Below are 19,719 nucleotides of genomic sequence, written 5' to 3' on the forward strand. Positions count from 1 at the left end.
GGCTTTCACAATGACAGCAAGCACCACCATGACCATTCGAGTCTCGTCCGAGACCAAGCTGAAGCTGGAGCAGATCGCTACCGATACCAGGCGTAGTAAATCGTTCCTCGCCGCCGAGGCGGTCTCAGCCTATGTCGATCGCGAGCTGGATATCATCGAAGGCATAAAACGTGGCATGGCCGACGCAGAGGCTGGCCGCGTCGTGCCCCACGACGACGCCATGGCGGAGGTCGACGCGGTGATCGAAGCAGCGAAAGCTAGGCGCGCAGGCAAGGCGTGAAGCGGTTCGTCACCTGGTCGCGAGAAGCGCTGGACGATCTCACGCAGCAAGTTGCCTTTATCGCTCAGGACAATCCTGCCGCCGCCCGACGCCTCGCGGACCGTATCCGTGAAATGGGCCGGGGCCTTGGTGATATGGCGACGGGCCGACCTGGCCGGGTAACAGGCACTTATGAGAAGCCCATCGGCCGCCTGCCCTACATCATTGCCTATGAATTGCGCCTGATCGCCGGCCGTCAGAGCATTGTTATCCTGCGCGCCATCCACACGTCGCGGGACTGGCCTTTGGAGGAATGGCCGAGCTAGTCGCTCAGCATCTTGTCCAGCGCCGCCTGTTCCTCGGCGCTCAGCGCCTTGGTTGCCAACGAGCGGCGGGAGCGTGTGGTCAGCACAATGAAAATGCCGCCGACCAGAAGCAGAAGCACCGGCGTGCCCCAAAGCAAGGCGTTGCGCGGGCTGAAGCGCGGCTTCAACAGCACGAACTCGCCGTAGCGCGACACGATATAGTCCATCACCTGCTGGTCGGTATCGCCGGCAACCAGGCGCTGGCGCACCAGGATGCGCAGGTCGCGGGCGAGGTCTGCATCGGATTCGTCGATGGACTGGTTCTGGCAGACCATGCAGCGCAGGCCTTCCGACAGTAGCCGCGCCCTCGCCTCGAGCGCCGGATCGGTGAGAACCTCGTCCGGTTTCACCGCTTGCGCCGCGCCGGCAAACAGCAGCGCCAGAAGCAGGGTGAGCGAGGCCAACGAGAACCTGGTGCTCACGGCGCGCCTGCCGACGGCATGGAGGCTGCCTGCTTGCGGCGGCGCGAGGGTGCGCCAACCCGCAGGCGACGGTCGAGCAGCGACATTGCGGCTCCCGCCATCATCACCAGAGCTCCGCCCCAGATCAGCGTCACCAGCGGCTTCCACCACAGGCGCACCACGACGGATCCATCGGTGCCTTCATCGCCCAGCGACAGATAGAGCTGGCTGAAGCCGATCGTCTCGATGCCGGATTCGGTCGTCGTCGTCTGCCGCACCGGAAAGAAGCGCTTGGCCGAGGTGATTTCGGCTGAAACGCCGCCATCGGCGCCGATCAGGGAAAAGCGGCCGCGCTGCTCGCTGTAGTTCGGACCCTGCGCCGGGAAGAGGCCGTCGAAACGCAGCGTGTGGCCGGAGAGTTCGACGCTCTCGCCGGCATGCATCGACAGTATCCTTTCGGTGCCGAAGCACAGCGTGCCGACAATGCCGAGCGTCGTCAGCCCGAGGCCGAGATGGGCAAGTGCAGTGCCGAACACCGAACGCGGCAGGCCGGCGAAACGGCGCAGCATGATGGCGTGCGACACATTGCCAAAGCCGGACTTGACGGCGAGGTCGGTGAGCGCGCCGCAGACCAGCCAGCAGGCGAGGCCGACACCAAGGGCGGCGAACACCGACGCGCCGTCGATGAACAGCCCGGTGACCAGCATCGCCAGGAGAGCGGCGCCGAAAGCCGCCATCAGGCGCTGGGCGACGGCATAGAGGTCACCGCGCTTCCAGGCGAGCAATGGTCCGAAAGGAACCACGACCAGCAGCGGCACCATCAGCGGGCCGAATGTCAGGTTGAAGAAGGGGGGGCCGACTGAGATCTTGCCGGCCGAAAGCGCTTCGACCGCCAGCGGATAGAGCGTGCCGACCAGCACGGTGGCCGTGGCCGTGGTCAGGAACAGATTGTTGAGGACAAGCGCGCCTTCGCGCGAGATCGGGTGGAACAGGCCGCCGGCCGTCAGCCGCGAGGCGCGCAGCGCAAACAGGGCCAGCGAGCCGCCGATGAACAGCGTCAAAATGCACAGGATGAAGATGCCGCGGGTCGGATCGGTGGCGAAAGCATGCACCGAGGTCAACACGCCGGAGCGCACCAGGAAGGTGCCGAGCAGCGACAGCGAGAAGGTGAGGATGGCAAGCAGCAGCGTCCAGATCTTGAGCGCCGAACGCTTCTCCATGACGATCGCCGAATGCAGAAGAGCCGTGCCGGCCAGCCACGGCATAAAGGAGGCGTTTTCGACCGGATCCCAGAACCAGAAGCCGCCCCAGCCGAGCTCGTAGTAGGCCCAGTAGGAGCCCATCGCGATGCCGCCGGTGAGGAACATCCAGGCGACCAGCGTCCACGGCCGCACCCAGCGCGCCCAGGAGGCATCGATGCGGCCTTCGATGAGGGCGGCGACCGAGAAGGAAAAGCAGATGGAGAACCCGACATAGCCGAGATAGAGCAGCGGCGGATGGATGGCGAGGCCAAGATCCTGCAGGACCGGGTTGAGATCGCGGCCCTCGATCGGCGCCGGATTGAGCCGGGTGAACGGATTGGATGTCGCCAGGATGAACAGGAAGAAGGTGGCGCCGATCGCCCCTTGCACGGCCAGCACATTGGCGCGCAGCGTCGCCGGCAAATTGGAGCCGAAGACGGCGACCAGCGCACCGAAGAAGGTCAGGATCAGCACCCAGAGCAGCATCGAGCCTTCGTGATTGCCCCAGGTTCCGGTGATCTTGTAGATCAGCGGCTGCAGCGAATGCGAGTTTTCCCACACGCTCGCCACCGAGAAATCGGAACTTGCATAGGCGCCGGCGAGTGCTGCGAACGATAGCGCCGTGAGCGCGAAGCCGGTGACCGTGACGGGACCGCCGACAGCCATCAGCCTCTGGTTGCCGGTACGGGCGCCGATCAGCGGCACCAGCGTCTGCACCAGCGACAGCACAAAGGCGAGGACGAGCGCGAAGTGTCCGGTCTCAACCATTACTGGCTCTTGCTCTCTTGCCACACGCCCTTGGCCTTCAGCCCGTCAGCGACTTCCTTGGGCATGTAGCGCTCGTCATGCTTGGCCAGCACGCTGTCGGCGACGAAAACGCCGTCGGCGCCAAAGCTGCCTTCGGTGATGACGCCCTGCTCCTCGCGGAACAGATCGGGCAGGATGCCGGTATAGCTGACCTTGACCGATTTGTGCGTGTCGGTGACCGAGAACGCAACCGTCGCGCCCTGCCCGCGCACGACCGTGCCCTTTTCGACGAGGCCGCCGAGCCTGATGCGCTGTCCCGGCTGCAAGCTGGCGGTGGTCAGATCGGCGGGCATATAGAAATAGGAGGCCTTCTGGCCCAACGCATAGAAGGTCAGCCCGGTGGCGGCGCCGAGGAAGGCAAGACCTCCGACAATAACCGACAATCGCTTCTGCTTGCGCGTCATGTCCTACTCCGTCGCCGTCAGGCCGAGCGAGGCGGCAAAGGCGGTGAATTTCTTCGCTTCCTCACTGTCGGCGCCAAACACGACAATACCGCGATGCAGCGCGTCGCGCGCCTGGTCGGCCTTGCCCAGCACAACATAGGAACGAATGAGCCGCATCCATCCTTCCGTGTCGCGCGGATTTTGCCGCAATTTTTCGTCGAGGCCGGCGACCATGGTTTCGATCATGGCCTGCCTGTCCTGCGGCGCCATCGACGAGGCGGCATCGACGGCTGCGGCGTCGGGGCCTTTGGCGGGCTCTCCTGACGCGACGCTGCGGTTGGCGGCCTCGGCCAGTGCCTGTTGGACAGCTCCGCGCCATGGCGAATCCTGCGGCAGGGAATCGAGCATTTTCTGCCAAGCCGTGGTTGCCTCGGGTATGTGGCCTTCCTGGGCCAGCGCCATCGCCAAATAGAACGAGGCTTTCGCGTTTCCCGGGTCGAGTTTTAGCGCCTGTTCGAAAGCGTATTGCGCATCGGCCGAAACGATGCCGCCGGCCGCATTGGCGATCGCTTCGCCGAGACCGGCCTCGCGGGCAGCCGTGTCGCCATCGAGGCGGATGGCATTGCGATAGGCGGTCACGGCATCGGGAAAGCGCTGCAGGCGCAGATAGATCGGGGCGAGCACGTCCCAGCCGCGTCCATCGCCAGGGTTGGCGGCAAGATGGGCCTCGGCGCGCGCCACCAACTCGTCGACCGAACTATCGGCCGGATTCTTGGCCAGCCGTTCGGCAAGCGGCTGCGACGGCAGATCCGGCGAGCCGAGCTGGCTGTAAAGGCCCCAGCTGAGCAGAGGGACCGCCAGTACCGCAGCCGTTGCCACCAGCCTTGCCGCCTTTGACGGCTGCCGCGTGCCAGGCGCATCGGCTTGACCGACATTGGCTTGACCAACATCTCCCAGGCGAAGGATGCGGCGGGCGATTTCGGCGCGCGCCTCCTCGGCTTCCGCCGGCTGGATCAGCCCGCGCGCGGCGTCACGCTCAAGCTCGGCCAGTTGGTCGCGATAGACTTCGAGGTCGTGGTCGCTGCTGGTCGGAGCGTCCTTGCCGCCACTGGTCAGCGGCAGCAGCACCGCCAGGCTTGCGCCCAGCGTGAGGATTGCGGCTATGACCCAGAACAGCATGGTTCTTCCAATAGAGCGAGAGCCCTGCTCTCACAACATGAGGGTGCTGCGACGCTTTGACGGGATTCCGACCCCGGCCCAATGTTCAGGTCAGCGGCGTCCAGCTGCCGTCGGCGTTGCGGCATGCGGTGCCCCGCGCGGTCTGGCCGGCCGTGCCGGTAAACACCGTATGGGTGTACTGGCGGCAATCCTGCGAGCCGACGCGGTAGGGCTGGGCCGCGACGACTTCGCCGGAATGAGCCGAACTGTCGCTCTTCCACGTCACCTTCTGGCCGCTCGCCGTATATTCGAGCGCCTTGTATTCCGCCTCGAGCGCCTTGCGCTTCTCGGTGCTGTTCAGGCCGCTGCCGATCGATCCGCCGACGAGCCCGCCGGCCATGGCCGAGATGATCGTCGTCGCGACTTTGGCCCCTGAAGGAGGCGACGCGGGCGGGTTGGTGATGGAGATATCCGGGCCACTGCCCTTGCCCAGCGTTCCGCAGCCGGAAAGAGCGAGCAGTGCGGAAACGAGCGCAACGCGAATCTTCATGCCAACAACCGGTTTTCTTGAACGGGATGCGCTGGGGGCCGCGTCATCGGGGGCGTCAGGACGTCATACTATTGATATTTGTCGGAAATTTGGCCGTTCTTAACGGCTTTTGCGCAATCGAGGGGCCGCCATAACACAGGCATTCGGCCGTGTCGATTGGCCCTGGGCAGTACATCATTGCAAGCTCCGCAAGCGCACAACCGCCTTCAGCCCGCCCATTGTGGAGCGTTCCAGCGCCAGCGCCCCGCCATACTCGTTGACGAGGTCGGCAACGATGGCAAGTCCGAGCCCGGTTCCCGGCTTTGTCTCGTCGAGGCGCCGGCCGCGTTTCAAGACATCGCGGGCCTTGTCCTCGGGGATGCCGGGACCGTCATCCTCGATCGATAGCTCGAACAGGCCGGCTGCGGCCGGCGTGACGGATACGGCAACAGTGCTCTTCGCCCATTTCATCGCATTGTCGAGAAGGTTGCCGAGCAGTTCCTCCAAATCCTCGCGCTCGCCAGCAAAGACGATGTCGGCCGCCGGCAGCGTAAGCGACAGGCTGACATCAGGCTTGAGTTTTTGCAGCACGCGCACCATGCGCTGCACCAGCGGCGTCACCGGCGTGCGGTAGACGACGCTGTCGCGCTGCGCCGCGACCCGTGCCCGCTGCAGGTAGTGGTCGACCTGTTTCTGCATCGACGCCGCCTGGTCGGCGATGAGCTGGCCCTTGGCGCCGCCGAGAGCCCGGCCCTCATTGATCAGCACGGCGAGCGGCGTCTTCAGCGAATGGGCAAGGTTGCCGACCTGCGTACGCGAGCGCTCGACGATGCGCTTGTTGTTTTCGATCAGCGCATTGGTTTCGTTGGCGAGCGGCTCGATCTCGGCGGGAAACCGGCCATCGAGCCGCTGCGCCGTGCCTTCGCGCACCTGGGCAAGCGCGTTGCGAACCCGGCGCAAGGGCTGGAGGCCGAGCAGGATAGCGATCGCATTGATGGCGATCATGCCGACGCCGAACAGGCTGAGATAGGTCAGCAATCGGCCCTGGAAGGTGGCGATCTCCTGTTCGAGCTCGGTCTTGTTGCCCATTACGCGGAAGCGCGCGGCGCGGTTCTTGGCGTCGAGCACGAATTCGCTCTCGAACACTTCGAGCTGCTCGTCGCCGATACCGTCGGTGGAGTAGCTGCGCTGGAAGCTCGAATTGAACGGCACCTCGGCGACGGTCGGCGACGGGATCGTCGTGGTCATCGAGGACGAATGAAGGTTGCCGTGCACACCTTCGGAAGCCGGCTCCACCGACCAGTACCAGCCCGAATTCGGCTCCGAGAAGCGCAGGTCGCCAAGGTCGGGAGCACCGGTGAGCTGGCCGGATTCGGAAACGCCGACCGAGCCGATCAGATTGAACAGATGCGCCGACAGCAGGCTGTCGAAGCCGCGCTCGCTGGCCTGGCGGTAGAGCGTGGTGATCAGAGTGAAGATGACAATCAGGGTGAGGATCGCCCAGATCGTGGAAAAGCCGATGACGCGGAAGGCCAGCGAGCGCGGCCAGAGCCGCGCCGAAAAAGGCTTCCTTGCTGGTATGGGGAGCGGTTCCGCCTTACGCCTCCGGCTCACGCATGCGATAGCCCATGCCGCGCACGGTTTCGATCATGTCGATGCCCATCTTCTTGCGCAGCCGGCCGACAAAGACCTCGATGGTGTTGGAATCGCGGTCGAAATCCTGGTCGTAGAGATGCTCGACCAGCTCGGTGCGCGACACCACCTCGCCCATATGGTGCATCAGATACGCCAGCAGGCGGAACTCATGCGAGGTCAGCTTCAGCGGCACGCCGTTGACATCGGCCTTGGAGGCCTTGGTGTCGAGGCGCAGCGGCCCGCAAGTGAGCTCGGACGAGGCATGGCCGGCGGCGCGGCGGATCAGCGCCCTCACCCTGGCCAGCACCTCCTCGATGTGGAACGGCTTGGTGACATAGTCGTCGGCGCCGGCATCGATGCCCGACACCTTGTCGCTCCAGCGGTCGCGCGCTGTCAGGATCAGCACCGGCATCTTGCGGCCGTTGCGGCGCCAGCGCTCGACGACGCTGATGCCGTCCATCTGCGGCAGGCCTATGTCGAGCACGACGGCATCGTAGGGCTCGGTGTCGCCGAGGAAATGCCCCTCCTCGCCGTCATAGGAGCGGTCGACGACATAGCCGGCATCGACCAGCGCGTCGGCCAGTTGCCGGTTGAGATCCTTGTCATCTTCGACGACGAGTACGCGCATGATCGGTCAGGCCTGTTGATGGGTCAGCTATAGGCCGATTCCGGTGGTCTGGGAAACGACCCTGCAAGGGGGAAGATTGGATCAGTTCGCCGGGACGACGATCTCGGAGCGGCGCGGACGCTGGCCGTCCTTGCCCGGCACAAGCACGACGATGACGCAGACCTCCTGGCCGCCACGCGTCGTCTGCGAAGCCTTGGCCAGCGTGCCGCCATTCTGCTCGGCAACCTGCTGGCCGATCGCGTAGCAATCCGCCGCGGCTGCCGGCGTCGCTTGCGACGCCAACAGGCCGGCCGCTGTGAGCGCCAGTATCGCGGTTCTGACATGAGAGCGAAGCGTTTTCATGGTCGGCGTTGTAACGCAACTGTGCTGAACGTGAAATGAACGGTGAACGGGTGAAAATCCATCCCCGCAATACCCCCTGCGCGCGCAACGAATGAATGCGATCCTACTGCCCAGTCCCTCAGACCGGGCAATGGATTCATAACCGGAAAACCGGCTGCGCGGCTATGGTGTTTGCGCGCAGGTTCTCAATTCGCAGCCAGATTGGGAACAGGTCAAGGCGAGACCATTCTGGGACCGCCCTAAATAGCGCGGGAAAACGTCAAATCATCGGAGTGCGCCATGACGGATAAACACCTTGCCGACCTTTACCGGGGCTATATCGCTTGCCTGAATGCCCAGGACTGGGCGAAACTTGGAGACTTTGTCGGCGACGAGGTGCAGCACAATGGCGAAATGCTCGGCCTGTCGGGTTATCGCCGTATGCTCGAAGGCGATTTCGAGGCGATACCCGACCTCCGCTTCAACATCGAACTGCTGGTCTGCCAGCCGCCGCGCGTGGCGGCGCGCCTGCATTTCGACTGTCATCCCAAGGGCGTGCTGTTCGGCCTGCCGGTGAACGGCAAGCGCGTGTCGTTCGCTGAGAATGTTTTCTACGAATTCGGAGAGGGTCGCATCCTCGAGGTGTGGTCAGTCATCGACAAGGCCGAGATCCAGGCGCAAATCTAGGTTGCTTCAATCACTTTGCTCGGTGAGAGCGCGTATCCGCAGCACCCCGTGGTAGAGCGCCAGGTCCTCGTCGTAGCGGGCCTCGGCGAACTCCAAGGACAGGCGGGTCTGGTCGCGCGAGCCGGTGGCGAAAGCGGCGCCGTCAAGGCGCGCCCGGATGCTGTCCATGATCAGACGCGTCTCGGCCTCGCCTTGCGCCTTCGACCAGACATGCAGCGTGATGAGCTGGTCGTCATCATTGTCGGCGCCGGTGTCCAGATCGAATGCGCTGGTCCTGCCATAGGTCACATAAGGGAAGGCGGCACTGTCGGCCGCCTGCTCGCGCAACCCGGCGCCGCCGAGCAGCGCCGTCAGCGAGGCATCGCTCTTCAATCTCATGAACAAGGCTTGCAGCAAATCGCCGGGCGCCGTCATCGTCGTCTCCGTTCGCCTGTCACGCTTTGAACAACCTCAGTTTCGCGCGCAACCTAACCGCGTTGCACGGATTGCGCCAGATGACGATCCGCCTGATGGAAGGCGGCGAATCGGGCGGCATGGCCCTTTCACGGACCGGGTTCTATTTGGCATGCGGGGAGTTTCAAGAAGGGTGTTATGAGGAGCCCTGTTTTCTCCGGCAATTCGAGGTCATTTCATGCGAACGCCACCGCTGCTGCCGGCCTTTGGAAAGCTTGGCGTCAAGCCCCCGGTCGCGATTGCGGCAGCACCCGCCCTGTCGAAGAGCACCGTGGCCCTGCGCATGCGCGAGATACTTTCAATGCATGGCGGCCTGGCCTTGAAGCTGTCGGTGGTGGCCTGACAATCCTGATCCTGGCGGCGGCATTTTTCATGTCAAGGGCCTGATGCCGATATGGCAAACCGCTACGCGTTGCGCATGGACGAGCCCGAGAGCTGGACTATCTTCGACATCTTCACCGGGCAGCCTGTCGAGCTTAAGCAACAGGTAATGGTGGCCATGAATTTGCGCGATGCGGAAGCGATGGCCGACCGCCTGAACAGCCGGGACGTCAAGCGGCGGGCAAAAGCCGACCGCAAGTCCTGACGCACGCTGATCTCAGCCGCTCTGATTGCAAGACGAACGCGCGCTAGCCGAAATCTGCGGCTGTGAGCACATAAATGCTCTTGCGGGTGCGGGCGTAGGCCTTGCTGGCAATGTCATGGATGGAGCTGGACGCGGTATCGAAGGCCGCCAGATAGGTGGCTTCCGCGGTCGCCGTCCCTGATGGCGCCTTCGAGAGGGCATCGGCGGCGACAGAGAAGGAAATCTGGAACATGCCGTCATGGCCGACAAAGCGGATGCGCTTGCCGGCCTCGTCATAGAAGCGGCTTGGATTGGGGAATGTCAGGCTCATGACGTGCCCCCCTTCGGCGCGGCGGCGGCTTTCTTGACGGTAGCCCGCTTCTTCTTCGGTGTCGGGTTCAAGGCTTCCGCGACGCGGTCGGCCTCTTCCTTGGCCAGGCGCAATTCCCTGAGCCTTGCCGTCTTGATCTCCCTGGCCCTCGCTTCGGACATGTAGTCGGAGGTTGCCTTGTTGCGCTCGGCCGTCTTCTTCTGCTTGTCCATGAAGCGGGCTTCAGCTTTTTCCATGATGCTCTGATTGCCTTCGGCCATCGCCTAAATCTCCTCGTGCCTGAAATGGTGAAATCGAACTTACGATATAAATAGTCGCTTTGGCCTCGAAATTCAATTTTTCGAAATATCTAGGCGCCTCGCGACGTTTCGAATCCGGCAGACATCATAATACTTTTTAATATTTAATTTTGGCCACGAATAATTTTTGGCACTCCTATCTATCGAGTGCCAATACGCCTATAAGAACGGCGCGGTCGCCTATGCCGGCCCCAGAAAGAAGTTCTCATGAAGTTTCGGCCACTCCACGACCGCGTCGTCATCCGGCGCGCCGAAGGCGATGTCAAATCCAAGGGCGGCATCATCATTCCCGACAATGCCAAGGAAAAGCCGCAGGAAGGCGAAGTCATCGCCGTTGGGCCGGGCGCACGCGACGAAAACGGCGCGCTTGTTCCGCTCGACGTCAAGGCCGGCGACTTCATCCTGTTCGGCAAATGGTCGGGCACCGAGGTCAAGATCGACGGCGAGGACCTGCTGATCATGAAGGAAGCCGACATTATGGGCGTCATCGACAAGAGCGAGACGGCCAATATCGGCAAGAGCGGGACGGTCGTCACCGAGAAGAGCGTCAAAGCCAAGAAGGCCGCCTGACCGGCCTGGCTTTGCCAGGCTCCGGCGAGCCGCTTGCTTCACCACACCAACGGGATTGAAAAAAATGTCTGCCAAGGAAATCAAATTCGCCACCGACGCGCGCGACCGCATGCTGCGCGGCGTCGAGATCCTCACCAATGCGGTGAAGGTCACGCTCGGCCCCAAGGGCCGCAACGTCATCATCGACAAGGCCTATGGCGCGCCGCGCATCACCAAGGACGGTGTGACGGTGGCCAAGGAAATCGAGCTTGCTGACAAGTTCGAGAACATGGGCGCGCAGATGGTGCGCGAAGTGGCTTCGAAGACCAACGACCTCGCCGGTGACGGCACCACCACCGCCACGGTGCTGGCCGCATCGATCCTGCGCGAAGGCGCCAAGCTGGTTGCCGCGGGCATGAACCCGATGGACCTCAAGCGTGGCATCGACCAGGCTGTCGCCGCCGTGGTCAAGGACATCAAGGCGAAGGCCAAGAAGGTCAAGTCGTCGGCCGAGATCGCGCAGGTCGGCACCATCGCCGCCAATGGCGATGCCAGCGTCGGCGCCATGATCGCCAAGGCGATGGACAAGGTCGGCAATGACGGCGTCATCACCGTCGAGGAGGCCAAGACCGCCGACACCGAACTCGACGTCGTCGAAGGCATGCAGTTCGACCGCGGCTATCTCTCACCCTATTTCGTCACCAATGCCGACAAGATGCGCGTCGAACTGGAAGAGCCTTACGTGCTCATCCACGAGAAGAAGCTCGGCAATCTGCAGGCGATGCTGCCGATCCTCGAAGCAGTGGTGCAGAGCGGCAGGCCGTTGCTGATCATCTCGGAAGACGTCGAAGGCGAAGCACTGGCGACGCTGGTCGTCAACAAGCTGCGCGGCGGCCTCAAGGTCGCGGCCGTCAAGGCGCCGGGCTTCGGCGATCGCCGCAAGGCGATGCTGGAAGACATCGCCGTGCTGACATCGGGCCAGATGATTTCCGAGGATCTCGGCATCAAGCTCGAAAACGTCACCATCGAGATGCTTGGCCGCGCCAAGCGCGTACTGATCGAGAAGGACACCACCACGATCATCGACGGCGCCGGCACCAAGGCGACCATCCAGGCGCGCATCGCGCAGATCAAGGGCCAGATCGAGGAGACCACGTCCGATTACGATAAGGAGAAGCTGCAGGAGCGGCTGGCCAAGCTCGCCGGCGGCGTCGCCGTGATCCGCGTCGGCGGCGTCACCGAGTCTGAAGTGAAGGAAAAGAAGGACCGCATCGACGACGCGCTGAATGCGACGCGCGCGGCGGTGGAAGAAGGCATCGTGCCCGGCGGTGGCGTGGCGCTTCTGCGCGCCAGATCGGCGCTGGCCGGGCTGACTGGCGCCAATGACGATGTGACGGCAGGCATTTCGATCGTGCTCAGGGCGCTTGAAGCGCCGATCCGCCAGATCGCCGAGAATTCCGGCGTCGAAGGCTCGATCGTCGTCGGCAAGCTGTCCGACAGCAAGGACCAGAATCAGGGCTTTGACGCCCAGAACGAGGTCTATGTCGACATGATCAAGGCCGGCATCGTCGACCCGGCGAAAGTGGTGCGCACCGCGTTGCAGGACGCCGGCTCGATCGCCGCCCTTCTGATCACCGCCGAAGCGATGATCACCGACGTTCCGGCCAAGGATGCGGCGCCTGCGGGCGGCGGTGGCGGCATGGGCGGCTACTGACCATCGCCCGAAAATTGCCCGCTGGAATCTGGGCGGGCATAAATCAGAACAGGCTGCCGGGGACATTTCCCCGGCGAGCCAGGAATTTCCGTCAGTCAGTCAAGACTGTCATCAACGACAGGGAGATCGACAGATGATCACATTCGCCCCGAAGCCAAACGCTGTATCCGCGACCAAGCCGGCGGAGGAGAGCCGCTTCGATCGCATCCGCCGGATTGCCGCCGACAAGCACAGGCAGGCCGATGCCGGGCCGATTCGCCGCGAGCCGTCGAAGACCGGCGACAAGCGGCCGACGTGACGGCTGCCAACCTCACGACACCGGCAACGCTCCGCCCTCTTCGGTGCGGCGGGCAATGAACTCGTCGAGCACATCGGATGTGGCAACGGCCGACGCCGGCGGCTGGAAGTCGGCCAGCGTCCGCTTCCAGATGCCGGTGGCGCGCTCGGTGGCCGACTTCGAACCGGACTGCGTCCAGCTGCCGAAATTCGACCAATCGGCGACCAGCGGCTCGTAGAAGGCGGTGCGGTAGCGCGTCATGGTGTGGCCGGCGGAGAAGAAATGCCCGCCCGGCTGGACTTCAGCGATCGCCTCGAAGCCGATCGAATCCTCGTCGCCGGGGGTCGTAGCGCAGAGTTCGGCAACCGTCTGCAATGCCTCGATATCGGTGATCAGCTTCTCGTAGGAGACGCTGAGGCCACCCTCCAGCCAGCCCGCGGCATGGATGCAGACGGTGGCGCCGGCAAGCACCGAGCCCCACAGCGCGAACTGCGTCTCGTGCGCCGCCTGCACATCGGAAATGTTGGCCGCACTGCCGCCGCCGGACCGCCAAGGCAGGCCGGTGAAGCGCGCCAGCTGGCCGGCGCCCAGCGTCGCCTTGACGTGCTCGGGCGTGCCGAAGGCCGGTGCGCCGGACTTCATGTCGACATTGGAGGAGAAGGATCCGTAGACCACCGGTGCGCCCGGCCGCACCATCTGCGCCAGCGCGAGACCAGCCAGCGCCTCGGCATGCTGCAGCGTCAATGCGCCGGCGACGGTGATCGGCGCCATGGCGCCGGCCAGGCAGAAGGGCGTGATGACAGAGACCTGGCCGGCGCTGGCGAAGTCGATGATGCCTTGCGCCATCGGGATATCGAGCTGGCGCGGCGAATTGGTGTTGATCACGGTGTAGCAATGGACGCCGGCCAGGAACTCGTCCTGCGAGAGCCCGCGCGCCAGCCTGATCATCTCGAACCCATCCTCGACCTGCGGCGTGCCGCGGGCGAAGACGAAGGGGAACTTGTCCGACAGGGTCAGCTGCGCACGGTTGACGGCATAGTGGCGCAAATGGTTGTCGACATCCTGCGGCTCGATCCAGGGGCCGAGCATATGCAGCACGTCGAAATTCTGAACAAGCTTGGTCAGTTCTTCGAAAGCGGCGAGCGTGCCCGGACGCCGTCCGCGTTCGAGATCGGTGACGTTGGGCGCCCCGGCTCCGGCCAGGAACGTCATCGAGCCGAGCTCCAGCATGAGATCGCGGCTACGGTTGCCCGCCAGCGCCCGGATGGATTTCGGCGCCGAGGCCAGTGCCGCAGTGACAATATCGCGGCCGATGCGCACCATCTGGCTGTCCTCGTCGACCAGCGCACCGGCTTTGGCGTAGATCGCCCGTGCCTCCGGCAGCAGCACCTTGATGCCGAGCTCTTCCAGCACGCGCAACGCCGTGTCGTGGATGGCCGCGACCTGGTCGTCCGAAAACACCGGCTGCGGCAGGAACGGGTTCTTGAGCGAGCGATAGTTCGGGTGGCGGCTTGACCCGCTGCCGGCCTCACCGGTGTGCCCGCGCCGGCGCTCGCGCCTGGTCTCCCTTATAATGTCATCGACCATGGCCAAAACTCCTCATTGCCGCATCGCCTGCCCTCGGGGTCGTATGGCGAGGCCGGAATAATTCGCGCCGGCCGCTCGACGCCGACAATGTGCACCCAAAGCGCGGTCCCCTCCCCGGCGAATTCGTCGCCCAGCAACGTCAGCGCGACGCTTTTGCCTATTGTGTAGCCATAGCCGGCTGAGGCGACGAAGCCGACGCGCCGGCCCTTGTGCCAGACTGGCTCGAAGCCACTGGCGTCGGCATCGACGGCGTCGACCTCCAGCGTCACGATCCGGGCGGCGCTCAACAAACCGTGCGGTGTGGCCTGGCTGCCCTTGTGAGCCGGGCTGAAATGGAAGAATAGTCTTCGCCGGGTATGCCCGCCCTGAAATTGCCCGCTTGCGGTTCTCAGGTGGGTGGGGTGAGTTTCGGGAATGGCCAGTCCTTTAGAACGACGTCCAAGACGAAGAGGTCCGATCGCCGCCGCACTGCTGGCGGTGGACGCGTGGATCGATTCCTCGCTCTACGAAATCGGCTTCAAGGCCGGCCAGTTCTGGGAATCGGCGACCATTTTTTCGCGGCGCTTCCGAGTCACCGGCTGGCGACGCGGCATCATCGAGGTGCTGAGCGAAGGTTTTACGATGGGCGCCGGCGGCGTCGTCGTGCTGCTCGCACTCGCGATGCCGGCCTTCCAGATCACCACCGGCGACTGGCGCAGTCAGGGCGATTTCGCCGTCACCTTCCTCGACCGCTACGGCAACGAGATTGGCCAGCGCGGCATCATCCAGCGCGATTCCGTGCCTGTCGACGAGATGCCGGACCATGTCATCAAAGCAGTGCTGGCGACCGAGGACCGGCGCTTCTTCGAGCACTACGGCATCGACGTGCTCGGCCTGTCGCGCGCCATCTTCGAGAATGTGCGGGCCAATTCCGTCGTCCAGGGCGGCTCCAGCATCACCCAGCAGCTGGCCAAGAACCTGTTCCTGTCGAATGAGCGGACCTTCCAACGCAAGATCAAGGAAGCCTTCCTGTCGCTGTGGCTGGAGGCCAATCTGTCGAAGAAGGAGATCCTGCAGCTTTATCTCGACCGCGCCTATATGGGCGGCGGCACGTTCGGCATCGAGGCGGCGGCGGATTTCTATTTCGGCAAGAGCGTCAAGGATCTGAACCTCGCCGAGGCGGCGATGCTGGCCGGCCTGTTCAAGGCGCCGACCAAATACGCCCCGCACATCAACCTGCCCGCCGCCCGTGCTCGCGCCAATGTGGTGCTGTCGAACCTCGTCGATTCCGGTTTCATGACCGAAGGCCAGGTGCTGCAGGCAAGGCTGCATCCAGCCGAGATCGTCGACCGCGGCGAGCAGAAGAGCCCGGATTATTACCTCGACTGGGCCTTCGATGAGGTCAAGAAAATCGCCAAGCCCGGCCAGCATTCGCTGGTCGCCCACACCACTTTCGACGCCAACATCCAGAAAGCGGCGGAGGAATCCGTCGAATTCCATCTCCGCCAGTTCGGCAAGGAATACAACGTCACCGAGGGCGCCGTTGTAGTGATCGAGACCAATGGCGCGGTACGCGCCATTGTCGGCGGCCGCGACTATGGCGCAAGCCAGTTCAACCGCGCCACCAAGGCGCTGCGCCAGACCGGCTCCTCGTTCAAACCTTACGTCTACGCCACCGCCATGGAGCACGGGTTCACCCCGGACTCCGTCGTCTCAGGCGGGCCGATCAGCTGGGGCGGCTGGTCACCGCACAATTACAATGGCGGCTCGGCCGGCAATGTGACGCTGATCACGGCGATCGCCAAATCGATCAACACCGTGCCGGTACGGCTGGCCAAGGACTATCTCGGCATCGGCCCGATCAAGGCGATGGCCGAATCATTCGGCGTGGAATCGCCGCTGGAGTCGCACAAGACCATGGTGCTCGGCACATCGGGCATGACGGTCATGGACCAGGCGACGGGCTACAGCGTGTTCGCGCAGAACGGCTTCGCCGGCTCGCGGCACGGCATCACCCAGCTCGTCACCCGCACCGGCGATGTCGTCTACGACTTTGCCAAGGATGCGCCGGCGCCGCATCGGGTTCTGTCGGAACAGGCTTTGAAATACATGAACACCATGCTGGCTGCGGTGCCGGCGATCGGCACCGCGCGGCGCGCGCAGCTGCCCAACATCGTCGTCGCTGGCAAGACGGGGACGACGCAATCCTACCGCGACGCCTGGTTCGTCGGCTTCACCGGCAACTACACGGCTGCCGTCTGGCTCGGCAATGACGACTTCACCCCGACCCGCAACATGACCGGCGGCACGCTGCCGGCGATGGTGTGGCAGCGGCTGATGGTCTACGCGCACCAGAATATCGACCTGAAGCCGATCCCCGGCCTAGACAAACCCTTCGTCGACGAAGAGATCGCGGCCAAGGCCGAGGAAGCGGAGAAGAAAAATGCCGATCAGGCAGCAGCGGATGCCGCGGCCGAGCGCCCGGCGGTGCTGTCCAGCCGCACGACACAGACGCTGCGCGAGATGACCAAGGTGTTCCAGGCCGCGCCCGTGCTCGGCTCGCCGCAGACACCGGAGACCCTGTCGGCGCTTTGATTCCACAGCGCTGCTTGCTCTGCGGCCTGCCCCGCTATATCCCCCAACGATAATTCACTCGTCCCGGTTCTTCATGCTCAAGACCGCCTTTTTCACGCTGCTTTCGCTTGCCATAGCCATCGGCCTCGGCGGCGGCAGCGTCTGGTATGCGCTGCAGGCGCAGAGCGGCGTCGGCGCGATCAGCATCGGCGAATGGACCGCCTTTCCCGAGATCGGCACGCAAGATGCCGACCCCTATTCGAAGGCGCGCGTGGCGCGTGAAGGCGTGCTGGCGCTCGGCAAGGCCGAGGGCTTGTCCTTCATCGCCGAGCGCGATGCGGCCGGCAATGAGCTTCAGCGGCAATGCGACTACAGGATCGAGGGCAGTTTCCCCACAGCCCGGTTCTGGACGCTCTATGCCGCGGATCAATCGCTCGGCGTGGTCGACACCGGCAAGCCGAGGCTGGCGGCGCTGCAATCCTACCAGGTGCTGCGTCAGCCCGACAATTCGGTGATCATCGCCGTCGGCAACCGTCCGGCCCCCGGCAACTGGCTTCTGACCGAAGGTTTTGGCCGGATGTATTTCGTGCTCACCTTCTACGACACGCCGATTGCCTCAAGCACCGGCCTTTCCGACGTGTCGCTGCCCCGGATCGTCAAGGCTGGCTGCAATGCGTAGGTTGCTGCACGCCATCCTGCTCGGCCTGCTCGGCGCCGGCATCGTCCACATCGTGGTGCTTTTGCTGGTGCCGGAATTTACCGAGCGCGATGCCTGGTCACGGCTGGCGATGGCGTCCGACCTCTACAAGATGACCAGGCTGGATGCCGAGGCGGGCGGCGCGCCGGTGGTGAAGTCGGTGGATCCGCTGTTTTACGCCGCCGCCTGCCGCTTCGACCTTGCCGAAGGCATGGTGCGGATCAAGGCGCCGGGCAGCGTGCCGTTCTGGTCGGTGTCGGTCTATGACCGCAACGGCCACAATTTCTATTCATTCAACGACCGCACGGCGACCGGCAACAAGCTGGACACCGTGGTGCTGACGCCGGCACAGATGATCGACGTGCGCAGGGAGCTTCCCGAAGACCTGCAAGGGGCGATCTTCGTCGAGGCGCCGATCGAGGAAGGCATCTTCGTCATCCGCGCCTTCGTGCCTGACGACAGCTGGAAGCCGGTTGTGTCGCAGTTCCTGGACCAGAGCTCCTGCGAACTGCAGGACTACTGACCTCAGCCCGACGACCAGCAAACTCAGTGGTGCGGAACAGGCGTCCGTGGTGTGCCCGGCTTGTCCGCCGGTCGCGCCTGGCCCGCCAATGGCGGATGCTCGTAGCGGACGCCGGGAAAAATGATCACCGCCGCCGGCGTACCGGTGTCCTGAACTGCTCGATTGACTGGTGCCGATCGCGGCACGAAAGACAGTACCATGCCCATGGTTCGCGTATTCCTCTCGGTTGCCCCGGAGCACAACGCAACGCCTCCAAATGTGATTAAGGCCGGCAGAGGGTTAACGGAGCGCTAACGGATCGCGGCTAATTTGATGTTTGTTCCAGGCCTCACGCGAAACCGACACAGTTGCGGTTGAGCATGGTCCGGGTTGTGTCGAGTGTCGGGCGTATCTTCCGTGTCAGCTTCGGATTTCAGGCAAATCGCCATACGGACGGAATCGGGAAAAGCCGAAAGGCTGTTTCGCGCCGCGGTGTCGGCGTTCTGCTCGCTGACCCGCCCGTCGCGCCGCGAGATCGCCCAGCTCGAGGATCTGACGCTGCCGCTGTTCGACAGCGTGCCGGTCGAATCGCGCCGCTATGTCGCCGCCGCCCTGTCCGAATGCGAATATGCGCCGGCCGCCCTGGTGCGGCGGCTTTGCGAGGAGCCGGTCGATGTCTGCGCGCCCTTGCTGGTCCGTTCGCGGGCGCTGGGCGACATCGACCTGATCGCGTTGATCGGCCGCCACGGCCTGCCGCATGCGCGCGCCATTGCCCGCCGCAAGGATTTGAACCCGACCATCGCGCAGTTGATCAAGGCGCTGGAAAAGCCGACTCTGGTGCGCGTGCGGCAGCCCGAGCCGATCGCCGACGTGGCGGGCGACGGCGCCGAAGCCGCTGCCGCCGCTCCCAGCGCACCAAAACTGCCCGGCAGCGCCGCCGAAACCGCCAGGCGCCGCCTGCGCTCGATGATGCTCGCCGAGGGCGAGGCGACATCGGTCACTCCCTTCGTCGGCTCAGCAACTTACAGCAAACTGCGCGAGACGGCGCTGACCGGCAACGCCGCCTTCTTCCAGACCGCGCTTGCCGACGCGCTCGATATCGACTTCTCGACGGCGCGGTCGCTGACCGAGCATTCGAGCTATGTCTCGCTGCTCGCCGCGCTGCGGGCGCTCGACCTCAGTGAGGACAGGGCATTCCTGATCGTGGTCGCGGTTTACCCCCGGGAGTTTCCGCACCCGCAGGCGATCCGCATCTTCCTCGACCGCTACTGGCTGCTGCACCACGAGGCGGCGCTCGACAAGGTGCGCGGCTGGAAGGCCGAAACATTGTCGCGAGCGGTGCGCGGCAACACCCCTGTCGCCGCGAATGGCGACCAAGCGCCGGACGTCGACAAAGCCAGCTTAGGGGCCAGCCTCAAGGCGTCTTGACGGAGAGAAGCTCCTCGACGGAAACCGTTCCGGCCTCGATCTCGACCACCCAGATGTCGGGATCGAATTTTTTCTCCCGCTCAAGCCTGGCGTCAAGCGCGGCGGCATCGTCGCCGGCGCCTAGCAGCGTGAAAAAGCGATCATCCGGTTTGTCCGAATCGTAGCTCGTCTGCGGCGCCGGGCCGAACAGGGAGACGTCGCCCAGCCTGCCGCGGGAGAGCACGAAGACAGCGCCGGCCTCGGTCGCGCCGCGCTTGACGACGGCCGCAAAGCCGCCGGCGCCGAAAACACGGCGCAGCAGGGCCGACACCCAAAACTCGGTGGTTACGCGCATGACGAGGCTCCGGAGG

At 64.1% G+C, this 19,719-nt stretch carries 26 protein-coding genes; 12 read left to right on the plus strand and 14 right to left on the minus strand.

The annotated features are described in order from the left end of the window. Positions 1-10 precede the first annotated feature (10 nt). Entirely contained in the window at positions 11-280 is a 270-nt protein-coding gene (locus tag NKJ75_RS08790; RefSeq protein ID WP_023670183.1) for a CopG family ribbon-helix-helix protein, read from the plus strand. Next, positions 277-585: a type II toxin-antitoxin system RelE/ParE family toxin gene (locus tag NKJ75_RS08795; RefSeq protein WP_023670182.1), complete on the plus strand. Its 309-nt coding sequence runs from the start codon at positions 277-279 to the stop codon at positions 583-585. Before NKJ75_RS08790 ends, NKJ75_RS08795 begins: the two co-directional genes overlap by 4 nt. On the opposite strand, the gene NKJ75_RS08800 is transcribed toward NKJ75_RS08795, so the two are convergent. From NKJ75_RS08800 to NKJ75_RS08835, 8 genes are all read right to left on the minus strand, one after another. Beyond that, complete coding sequence (locus NKJ75_RS08800) at positions 582-1,046, minus strand: cytochrome c-type biogenesis protein (protein ID WP_023670181.1); 465 nt, start codon at positions 1,044-1,046, stop codon at positions 582-584. The genes NKJ75_RS08795 and NKJ75_RS08800 overlap by 4 nt on opposite strands. Then, positions 1,043-3,034, minus strand: coding sequence for a heme lyase CcmF/NrfE family subunit (locus NKJ75_RS08805; RefSeq protein WP_352499567.1), 1,992 nt, complete (start codon positions 3,032-3,034; stop codon positions 1,043-1,045). Before NKJ75_RS08805 ends, NKJ75_RS08800 begins: the two co-directional genes overlap by 4 nt. Beyond that, positions 3,034-3,477: a cytochrome c maturation protein CcmE gene (gene ccmE / locus NKJ75_RS08810; RefSeq protein ID WP_023670179.1), complete on the minus strand. Its 444-nt coding sequence runs from the start codon at positions 3,475-3,477 to the stop codon at positions 3,034-3,036. Before ccmE ends, NKJ75_RS08805 begins: the two co-directional genes overlap by 1 nt. Before the next feature lie 3 nt (positions 3,478-3,480). Further along, complete coding sequence (gene ccmI / locus NKJ75_RS08815) at positions 3,481-4,635, minus strand: c-type cytochrome biogenesis protein CcmI (protein WP_352499568.1); 1,155 nt, start codon at positions 4,633-4,635, stop codon at positions 3,481-3,483. Between the two features lie 85 nt (positions 4,636-4,720). Next, positions 4,721-5,164, minus strand: a complete 444-nt coding sequence (locus tag NKJ75_RS08820) for an RT0821/Lpp0805 family surface protein (RefSeq protein WP_023687241.1) — start codon at positions 5,162-5,164, stop codon at positions 4,721-4,723. Positions 5,165-5,338: 174 nt separating this feature from the next. Continuing rightward, a complete protein-coding gene (locus tag NKJ75_RS08825) occupies positions 5,339-6,757 on the minus strand; it encodes an ATP-binding protein (RefSeq protein ID WP_023702189.1) in 1,419 nt (472 codons plus the stop codon). Then, positions 6,741-7,406, minus strand: a complete 666-nt coding sequence (locus NKJ75_RS08830) for a response regulator transcription factor (RefSeq protein WP_023670175.1) — start codon at positions 7,404-7,406, stop codon at positions 6,741-6,743. The genes NKJ75_RS08825 and NKJ75_RS08830 overlap by 17 nt, the downstream gene beginning before the upstream one ends. An 81-nt stretch (positions 7,407-7,487) precedes the next feature. Beyond that, on the minus strand, positions 7,488-7,748 hold the full coding sequence (locus NKJ75_RS08835) for a hypothetical protein (RefSeq protein WP_023670174.1): 261 nt from the start codon (positions 7,746-7,748) through the stop codon (positions 7,488-7,490). Positions 7,749-8,027: 279 nt separating this feature from the next. Between NKJ75_RS08835 and NKJ75_RS08840 the strand changes: the two genes are divergently transcribed. After that, positions 8,028-8,414: an ester cyclase gene (locus NKJ75_RS08840; protein WP_023743734.1), complete on the plus strand. Its 387-nt coding sequence runs from the start codon at positions 8,028-8,030 to the stop codon at positions 8,412-8,414. 6 nt (positions 8,415-8,420) lie between these two features. Here the strand turns inward: NKJ75_RS08840 and NKJ75_RS08845 are convergent, their stop codons facing one another. Then, on the minus strand, positions 8,421-8,828 hold the full coding sequence (locus NKJ75_RS08845) for a DUF3168 domain-containing protein (protein WP_023670173.1): 408 nt from the start codon (positions 8,826-8,828) through the stop codon (positions 8,421-8,423). Between the two features lie 217 nt (positions 8,829-9,045). Here NKJ75_RS08845 and NKJ75_RS08850 point away from each other — a divergent pair, with 217 nt between their 5' ends. Both NKJ75_RS08850 and NKJ75_RS08855 read left to right on the plus strand, forming a co-directional pair. Further along, entirely contained in the window at positions 9,046-9,210 is a 165-nt protein-coding gene (locus NKJ75_RS08850) for a hypothetical protein (protein WP_245265722.1), read from the plus strand. Between the two features lie 75 nt (positions 9,211-9,285). Beyond that, a complete protein-coding gene (locus NKJ75_RS08855; RefSeq protein WP_245261983.1) occupies positions 9,286-9,453 on the plus strand; it encodes a hypothetical protein in 168 nt (55 codons plus the stop codon). A 43-nt stretch (positions 9,454-9,496) separates the two neighbouring features. Here the strand turns inward: NKJ75_RS08855 and NKJ75_RS08860 are convergent, their stop codons facing one another. Continuing rightward, complete coding sequence (locus NKJ75_RS08860) at positions 9,497-9,763, minus strand: DUF1488 family protein (RefSeq protein ID WP_023670170.1); 267 nt, start codon at positions 9,761-9,763, stop codon at positions 9,497-9,499. Further along, on the minus strand, positions 9,760-10,023 hold the full coding sequence (locus NKJ75_RS08865) for a hypothetical protein (RefSeq protein ID WP_023670169.1): 264 nt from the start codon (positions 10,021-10,023) through the stop codon (positions 9,760-9,762). Before NKJ75_RS08865 ends, NKJ75_RS08860 begins: the two co-directional genes overlap by 4 nt. Positions 10,024-10,269: 246 nt before the next feature. Between NKJ75_RS08865 and NKJ75_RS08870 the strand changes: the two genes are divergently transcribed. The 3 genes from NKJ75_RS08870 to NKJ75_RS08880 all read left to right on the plus strand — a co-directional run bounded on the left by NKJ75_RS08870 (position 10,270) and on the right by NKJ75_RS08880 (position 12,623). Next, positions 10,270-10,632: a co-chaperone GroES gene (locus NKJ75_RS08870; protein WP_023834437.1), complete on the plus strand. Its 363-nt coding sequence runs from the start codon at positions 10,270-10,272 to the stop codon at positions 10,630-10,632. Between the two features lie 64 nt (positions 10,633-10,696). Then, positions 10,697-12,325: a chaperonin GroEL gene (groL, locus tag NKJ75_RS08875; RefSeq protein WP_023687238.1), complete on the plus strand. Its 1,629-nt coding sequence runs from the start codon at positions 10,697-10,699 to the stop codon at positions 12,323-12,325. Between the two features lie 133 nt (positions 12,326-12,458). Further along, positions 12,459-12,623, plus strand: coding sequence for a hypothetical protein (locus NKJ75_RS08880; RefSeq protein ID WP_023687237.1), 165 nt, complete (start codon positions 12,459-12,461; stop codon positions 12,621-12,623). A 12-nt stretch (positions 12,624-12,635) separates the two neighbouring features. Here NKJ75_RS08880 and NKJ75_RS08885 read toward each other — a convergent pair whose 3' ends face one another. Together NKJ75_RS08885 and NKJ75_RS08890 are read right to left on the minus strand one after the other, a co-directional pair. Beyond that, the gene (locus NKJ75_RS08885) at positions 12,636-14,189 is read right to left on the minus strand and encodes a trimethylamine methyltransferase family protein (RefSeq protein ID WP_023732032.1); all 1,554 of its coding nucleotides are present in this window, start codon (positions 14,187-14,189) and stop codon (positions 12,636-12,638) included. Beyond that, a complete protein-coding gene (locus NKJ75_RS08890) occupies positions 14,171-14,476 on the minus strand; it encodes a glycine cleavage T C-terminal barrel domain-containing protein (RefSeq protein ID WP_023727644.1) in 306 nt (101 codons plus the stop codon). The genes NKJ75_RS08885 and NKJ75_RS08890 overlap by 19 nt, the downstream gene beginning before the upstream one ends. Positions 14,477-14,603: 127 nt before the next feature. Between NKJ75_RS08890 and NKJ75_RS08895 the strand changes: the two genes are divergently transcribed. The 4 genes from NKJ75_RS08895 to NKJ75_RS08910 all read left to right on the plus strand — a co-directional run bounded on the left by NKJ75_RS08895 (position 14,604) and on the right by NKJ75_RS08910 (position 19,369). Beyond that, entirely contained in the window at positions 14,604-16,763 is a 2,160-nt protein-coding gene (locus NKJ75_RS08895) for a transglycosylase domain-containing protein (RefSeq protein ID WP_023684539.1), read from the plus strand. 73 nt (positions 16,764-16,836) lie between these two features. Then, positions 16,837-17,421, plus strand: coding sequence for a DUF1214 domain-containing protein (locus tag NKJ75_RS08900; protein ID WP_023732033.1), 585 nt, complete (start codon positions 16,837-16,839; stop codon positions 17,419-17,421). Continuing rightward, positions 17,414-17,962, plus strand: a complete 549-nt coding sequence (locus NKJ75_RS08905; RefSeq protein ID WP_023732034.1) for a DUF1254 domain-containing protein — start codon at positions 17,414-17,416, stop codon at positions 17,960-17,962. Before NKJ75_RS08900 ends, NKJ75_RS08905 begins: the two co-directional genes overlap by 8 nt. Before the next feature lie 396 nt (positions 17,963-18,358). After that, positions 18,359-19,369: a hypothetical protein gene (locus NKJ75_RS08910; protein ID WP_352499569.1), complete on the plus strand. Its 1,011-nt coding sequence runs from the start codon at positions 18,359-18,361 to the stop codon at positions 19,367-19,369. On the opposite strand, the gene NKJ75_RS08915 is transcribed toward NKJ75_RS08910, so the two are convergent. Next, positions 19,356-19,703 carry a DUF1491 family protein gene (locus NKJ75_RS08915; RefSeq protein WP_023698568.1) on the minus strand — a complete coding sequence of 116 codons (348 nt, stop codon included), beginning with the start codon at positions 19,701-19,703 and terminating at the stop codon, positions 19,356-19,358. The two genes, NKJ75_RS08910 and NKJ75_RS08915, sit on opposite strands and share 14 nt — an antisense overlap. Positions 19,704-19,719: the final 16 nt, after the last annotated feature.

Origin of the sequence: Mesorhizobium sp. M0058, from assembly GCF_040323095.1 — a bacterium.
Classification (GTDB): domain Bacteria; phylum Pseudomonadota; class Alphaproteobacteria; order Rhizobiales; family Rhizobiaceae; genus Mesorhizobium.

Excerpts from the sequence above, each read along its gene's own strand:
- NKJ75_RS08790 (WP_023670183.1), top strand. The coding sequence starts at position 11 with ATGACAGCAAGCACCACCATGACCATTCGAGTCTCGTCCGAGACCAAG.
- NKJ75_RS08805 (WP_352499567.1), bottom strand. The coding sequence starts at position 3,034 with ATGGTTGAGACCGGACACTTCGCGCTCGTCCTCGCCTTTGTGCTGTCG.
- ccmE (WP_023670179.1), bottom strand. The coding sequence starts at position 3,477 with ATGACGCGCAAGCAGAAGCGATTGTCGGTTATTGTCGGAGGTCTTGCC.
- ccmI (WP_352499568.1), bottom strand. The coding sequence starts at position 4,635 with ATGCTGTTCTGGGTCATAGCCGCAATCCTCACGCTGGGCGCAAGCCTG.
- NKJ75_RS08820 (WP_023687241.1), bottom strand. The coding sequence starts at position 5,164 with ATGAAGATTCGCGTTGCGCTCGTTTCCGCACTGCTCGCTCTTTCCGGC.
- NKJ75_RS08830 (WP_023670175.1), bottom strand. The coding sequence starts at position 7,406 with ATGCGCGTACTCGTCGTCGAAGATGACAAGGATCTCAACCGGCAACTG.
- NKJ75_RS08835 (WP_023670174.1), bottom strand. The coding sequence starts at position 7,748 with ATGAAAACGCTTCGCTCTCATGTCAGAACCGCGATACTGGCGCTCACA.
- NKJ75_RS08840 (WP_023743734.1), top strand. The coding sequence starts at position 8,028 with ATGACGGATAAACACCTTGCCGACCTTTACCGGGGCTATATCGCTTGC.
- NKJ75_RS08845 (WP_023670173.1), bottom strand. The coding sequence starts at position 8,828 with ATGACGGCGCCCGGCGATTTGCTGCAAGCCTTGTTCATGAGATTGAAG.
- NKJ75_RS08850 (WP_245265722.1), top strand. The coding sequence starts at position 9,046 with ATGCGAACGCCACCGCTGCTGCCGGCCTTTGGAAAGCTTGGCGTCAAG.
- NKJ75_RS08855 (WP_245261983.1), top strand. The coding sequence starts at position 9,286 with ATGGACGAGCCCGAGAGCTGGACTATCTTCGACATCTTCACCGGGCAG.
- NKJ75_RS08860 (WP_023670170.1), bottom strand. The coding sequence starts at position 9,763 with ATGAGCCTGACATTCCCCAATCCAAGCCGCTTCTATGACGAGGCCGGC.
- NKJ75_RS08865 (WP_023670169.1), bottom strand. The coding sequence starts at position 10,023 with ATGGCCGAAGGCAATCAGAGCATCATGGAAAAAGCTGAAGCCCGCTTC.
- NKJ75_RS08870 (WP_023834437.1), top strand. The coding sequence starts at position 10,270 with ATGAAGTTTCGGCCACTCCACGACCGCGTCGTCATCCGGCGCGCCGAA.
- groL (WP_023687238.1), top strand. The coding sequence starts at position 10,697 with ATGTCTGCCAAGGAAATCAAATTCGCCACCGACGCGCGCGACCGCATG.
- NKJ75_RS08880 (WP_023687237.1), top strand. The coding sequence starts at position 12,459 with ATGATCACATTCGCCCCGAAGCCAAACGCTGTATCCGCGACCAAGCCG.
- NKJ75_RS08885 (WP_023732032.1), bottom strand. The coding sequence starts at position 14,189 with ATGGTCGATGACATTATAAGGGAGACCAGGCGCGAGCGCCGGCGCGGG.
- NKJ75_RS08895 (WP_023684539.1), top strand. The coding sequence starts at position 14,604 with ATGGCCAGTCCTTTAGAACGACGTCCAAGACGAAGAGGTCCGATCGCC.
- NKJ75_RS08900 (WP_023732033.1), top strand. The coding sequence starts at position 16,837 with ATGCTCAAGACCGCCTTTTTCACGCTGCTTTCGCTTGCCATAGCCATC.
- NKJ75_RS08905 (WP_023732034.1), top strand. The coding sequence starts at position 17,414 with ATGCGTAGGTTGCTGCACGCCATCCTGCTCGGCCTGCTCGGCGCCGGC.
- NKJ75_RS08915 (WP_023698568.1), bottom strand. The coding sequence starts at position 19,703 with ATGCGCGTAACCACCGAGTTTTGGGTGTCGGCCCTGCTGCGCCGTGTT.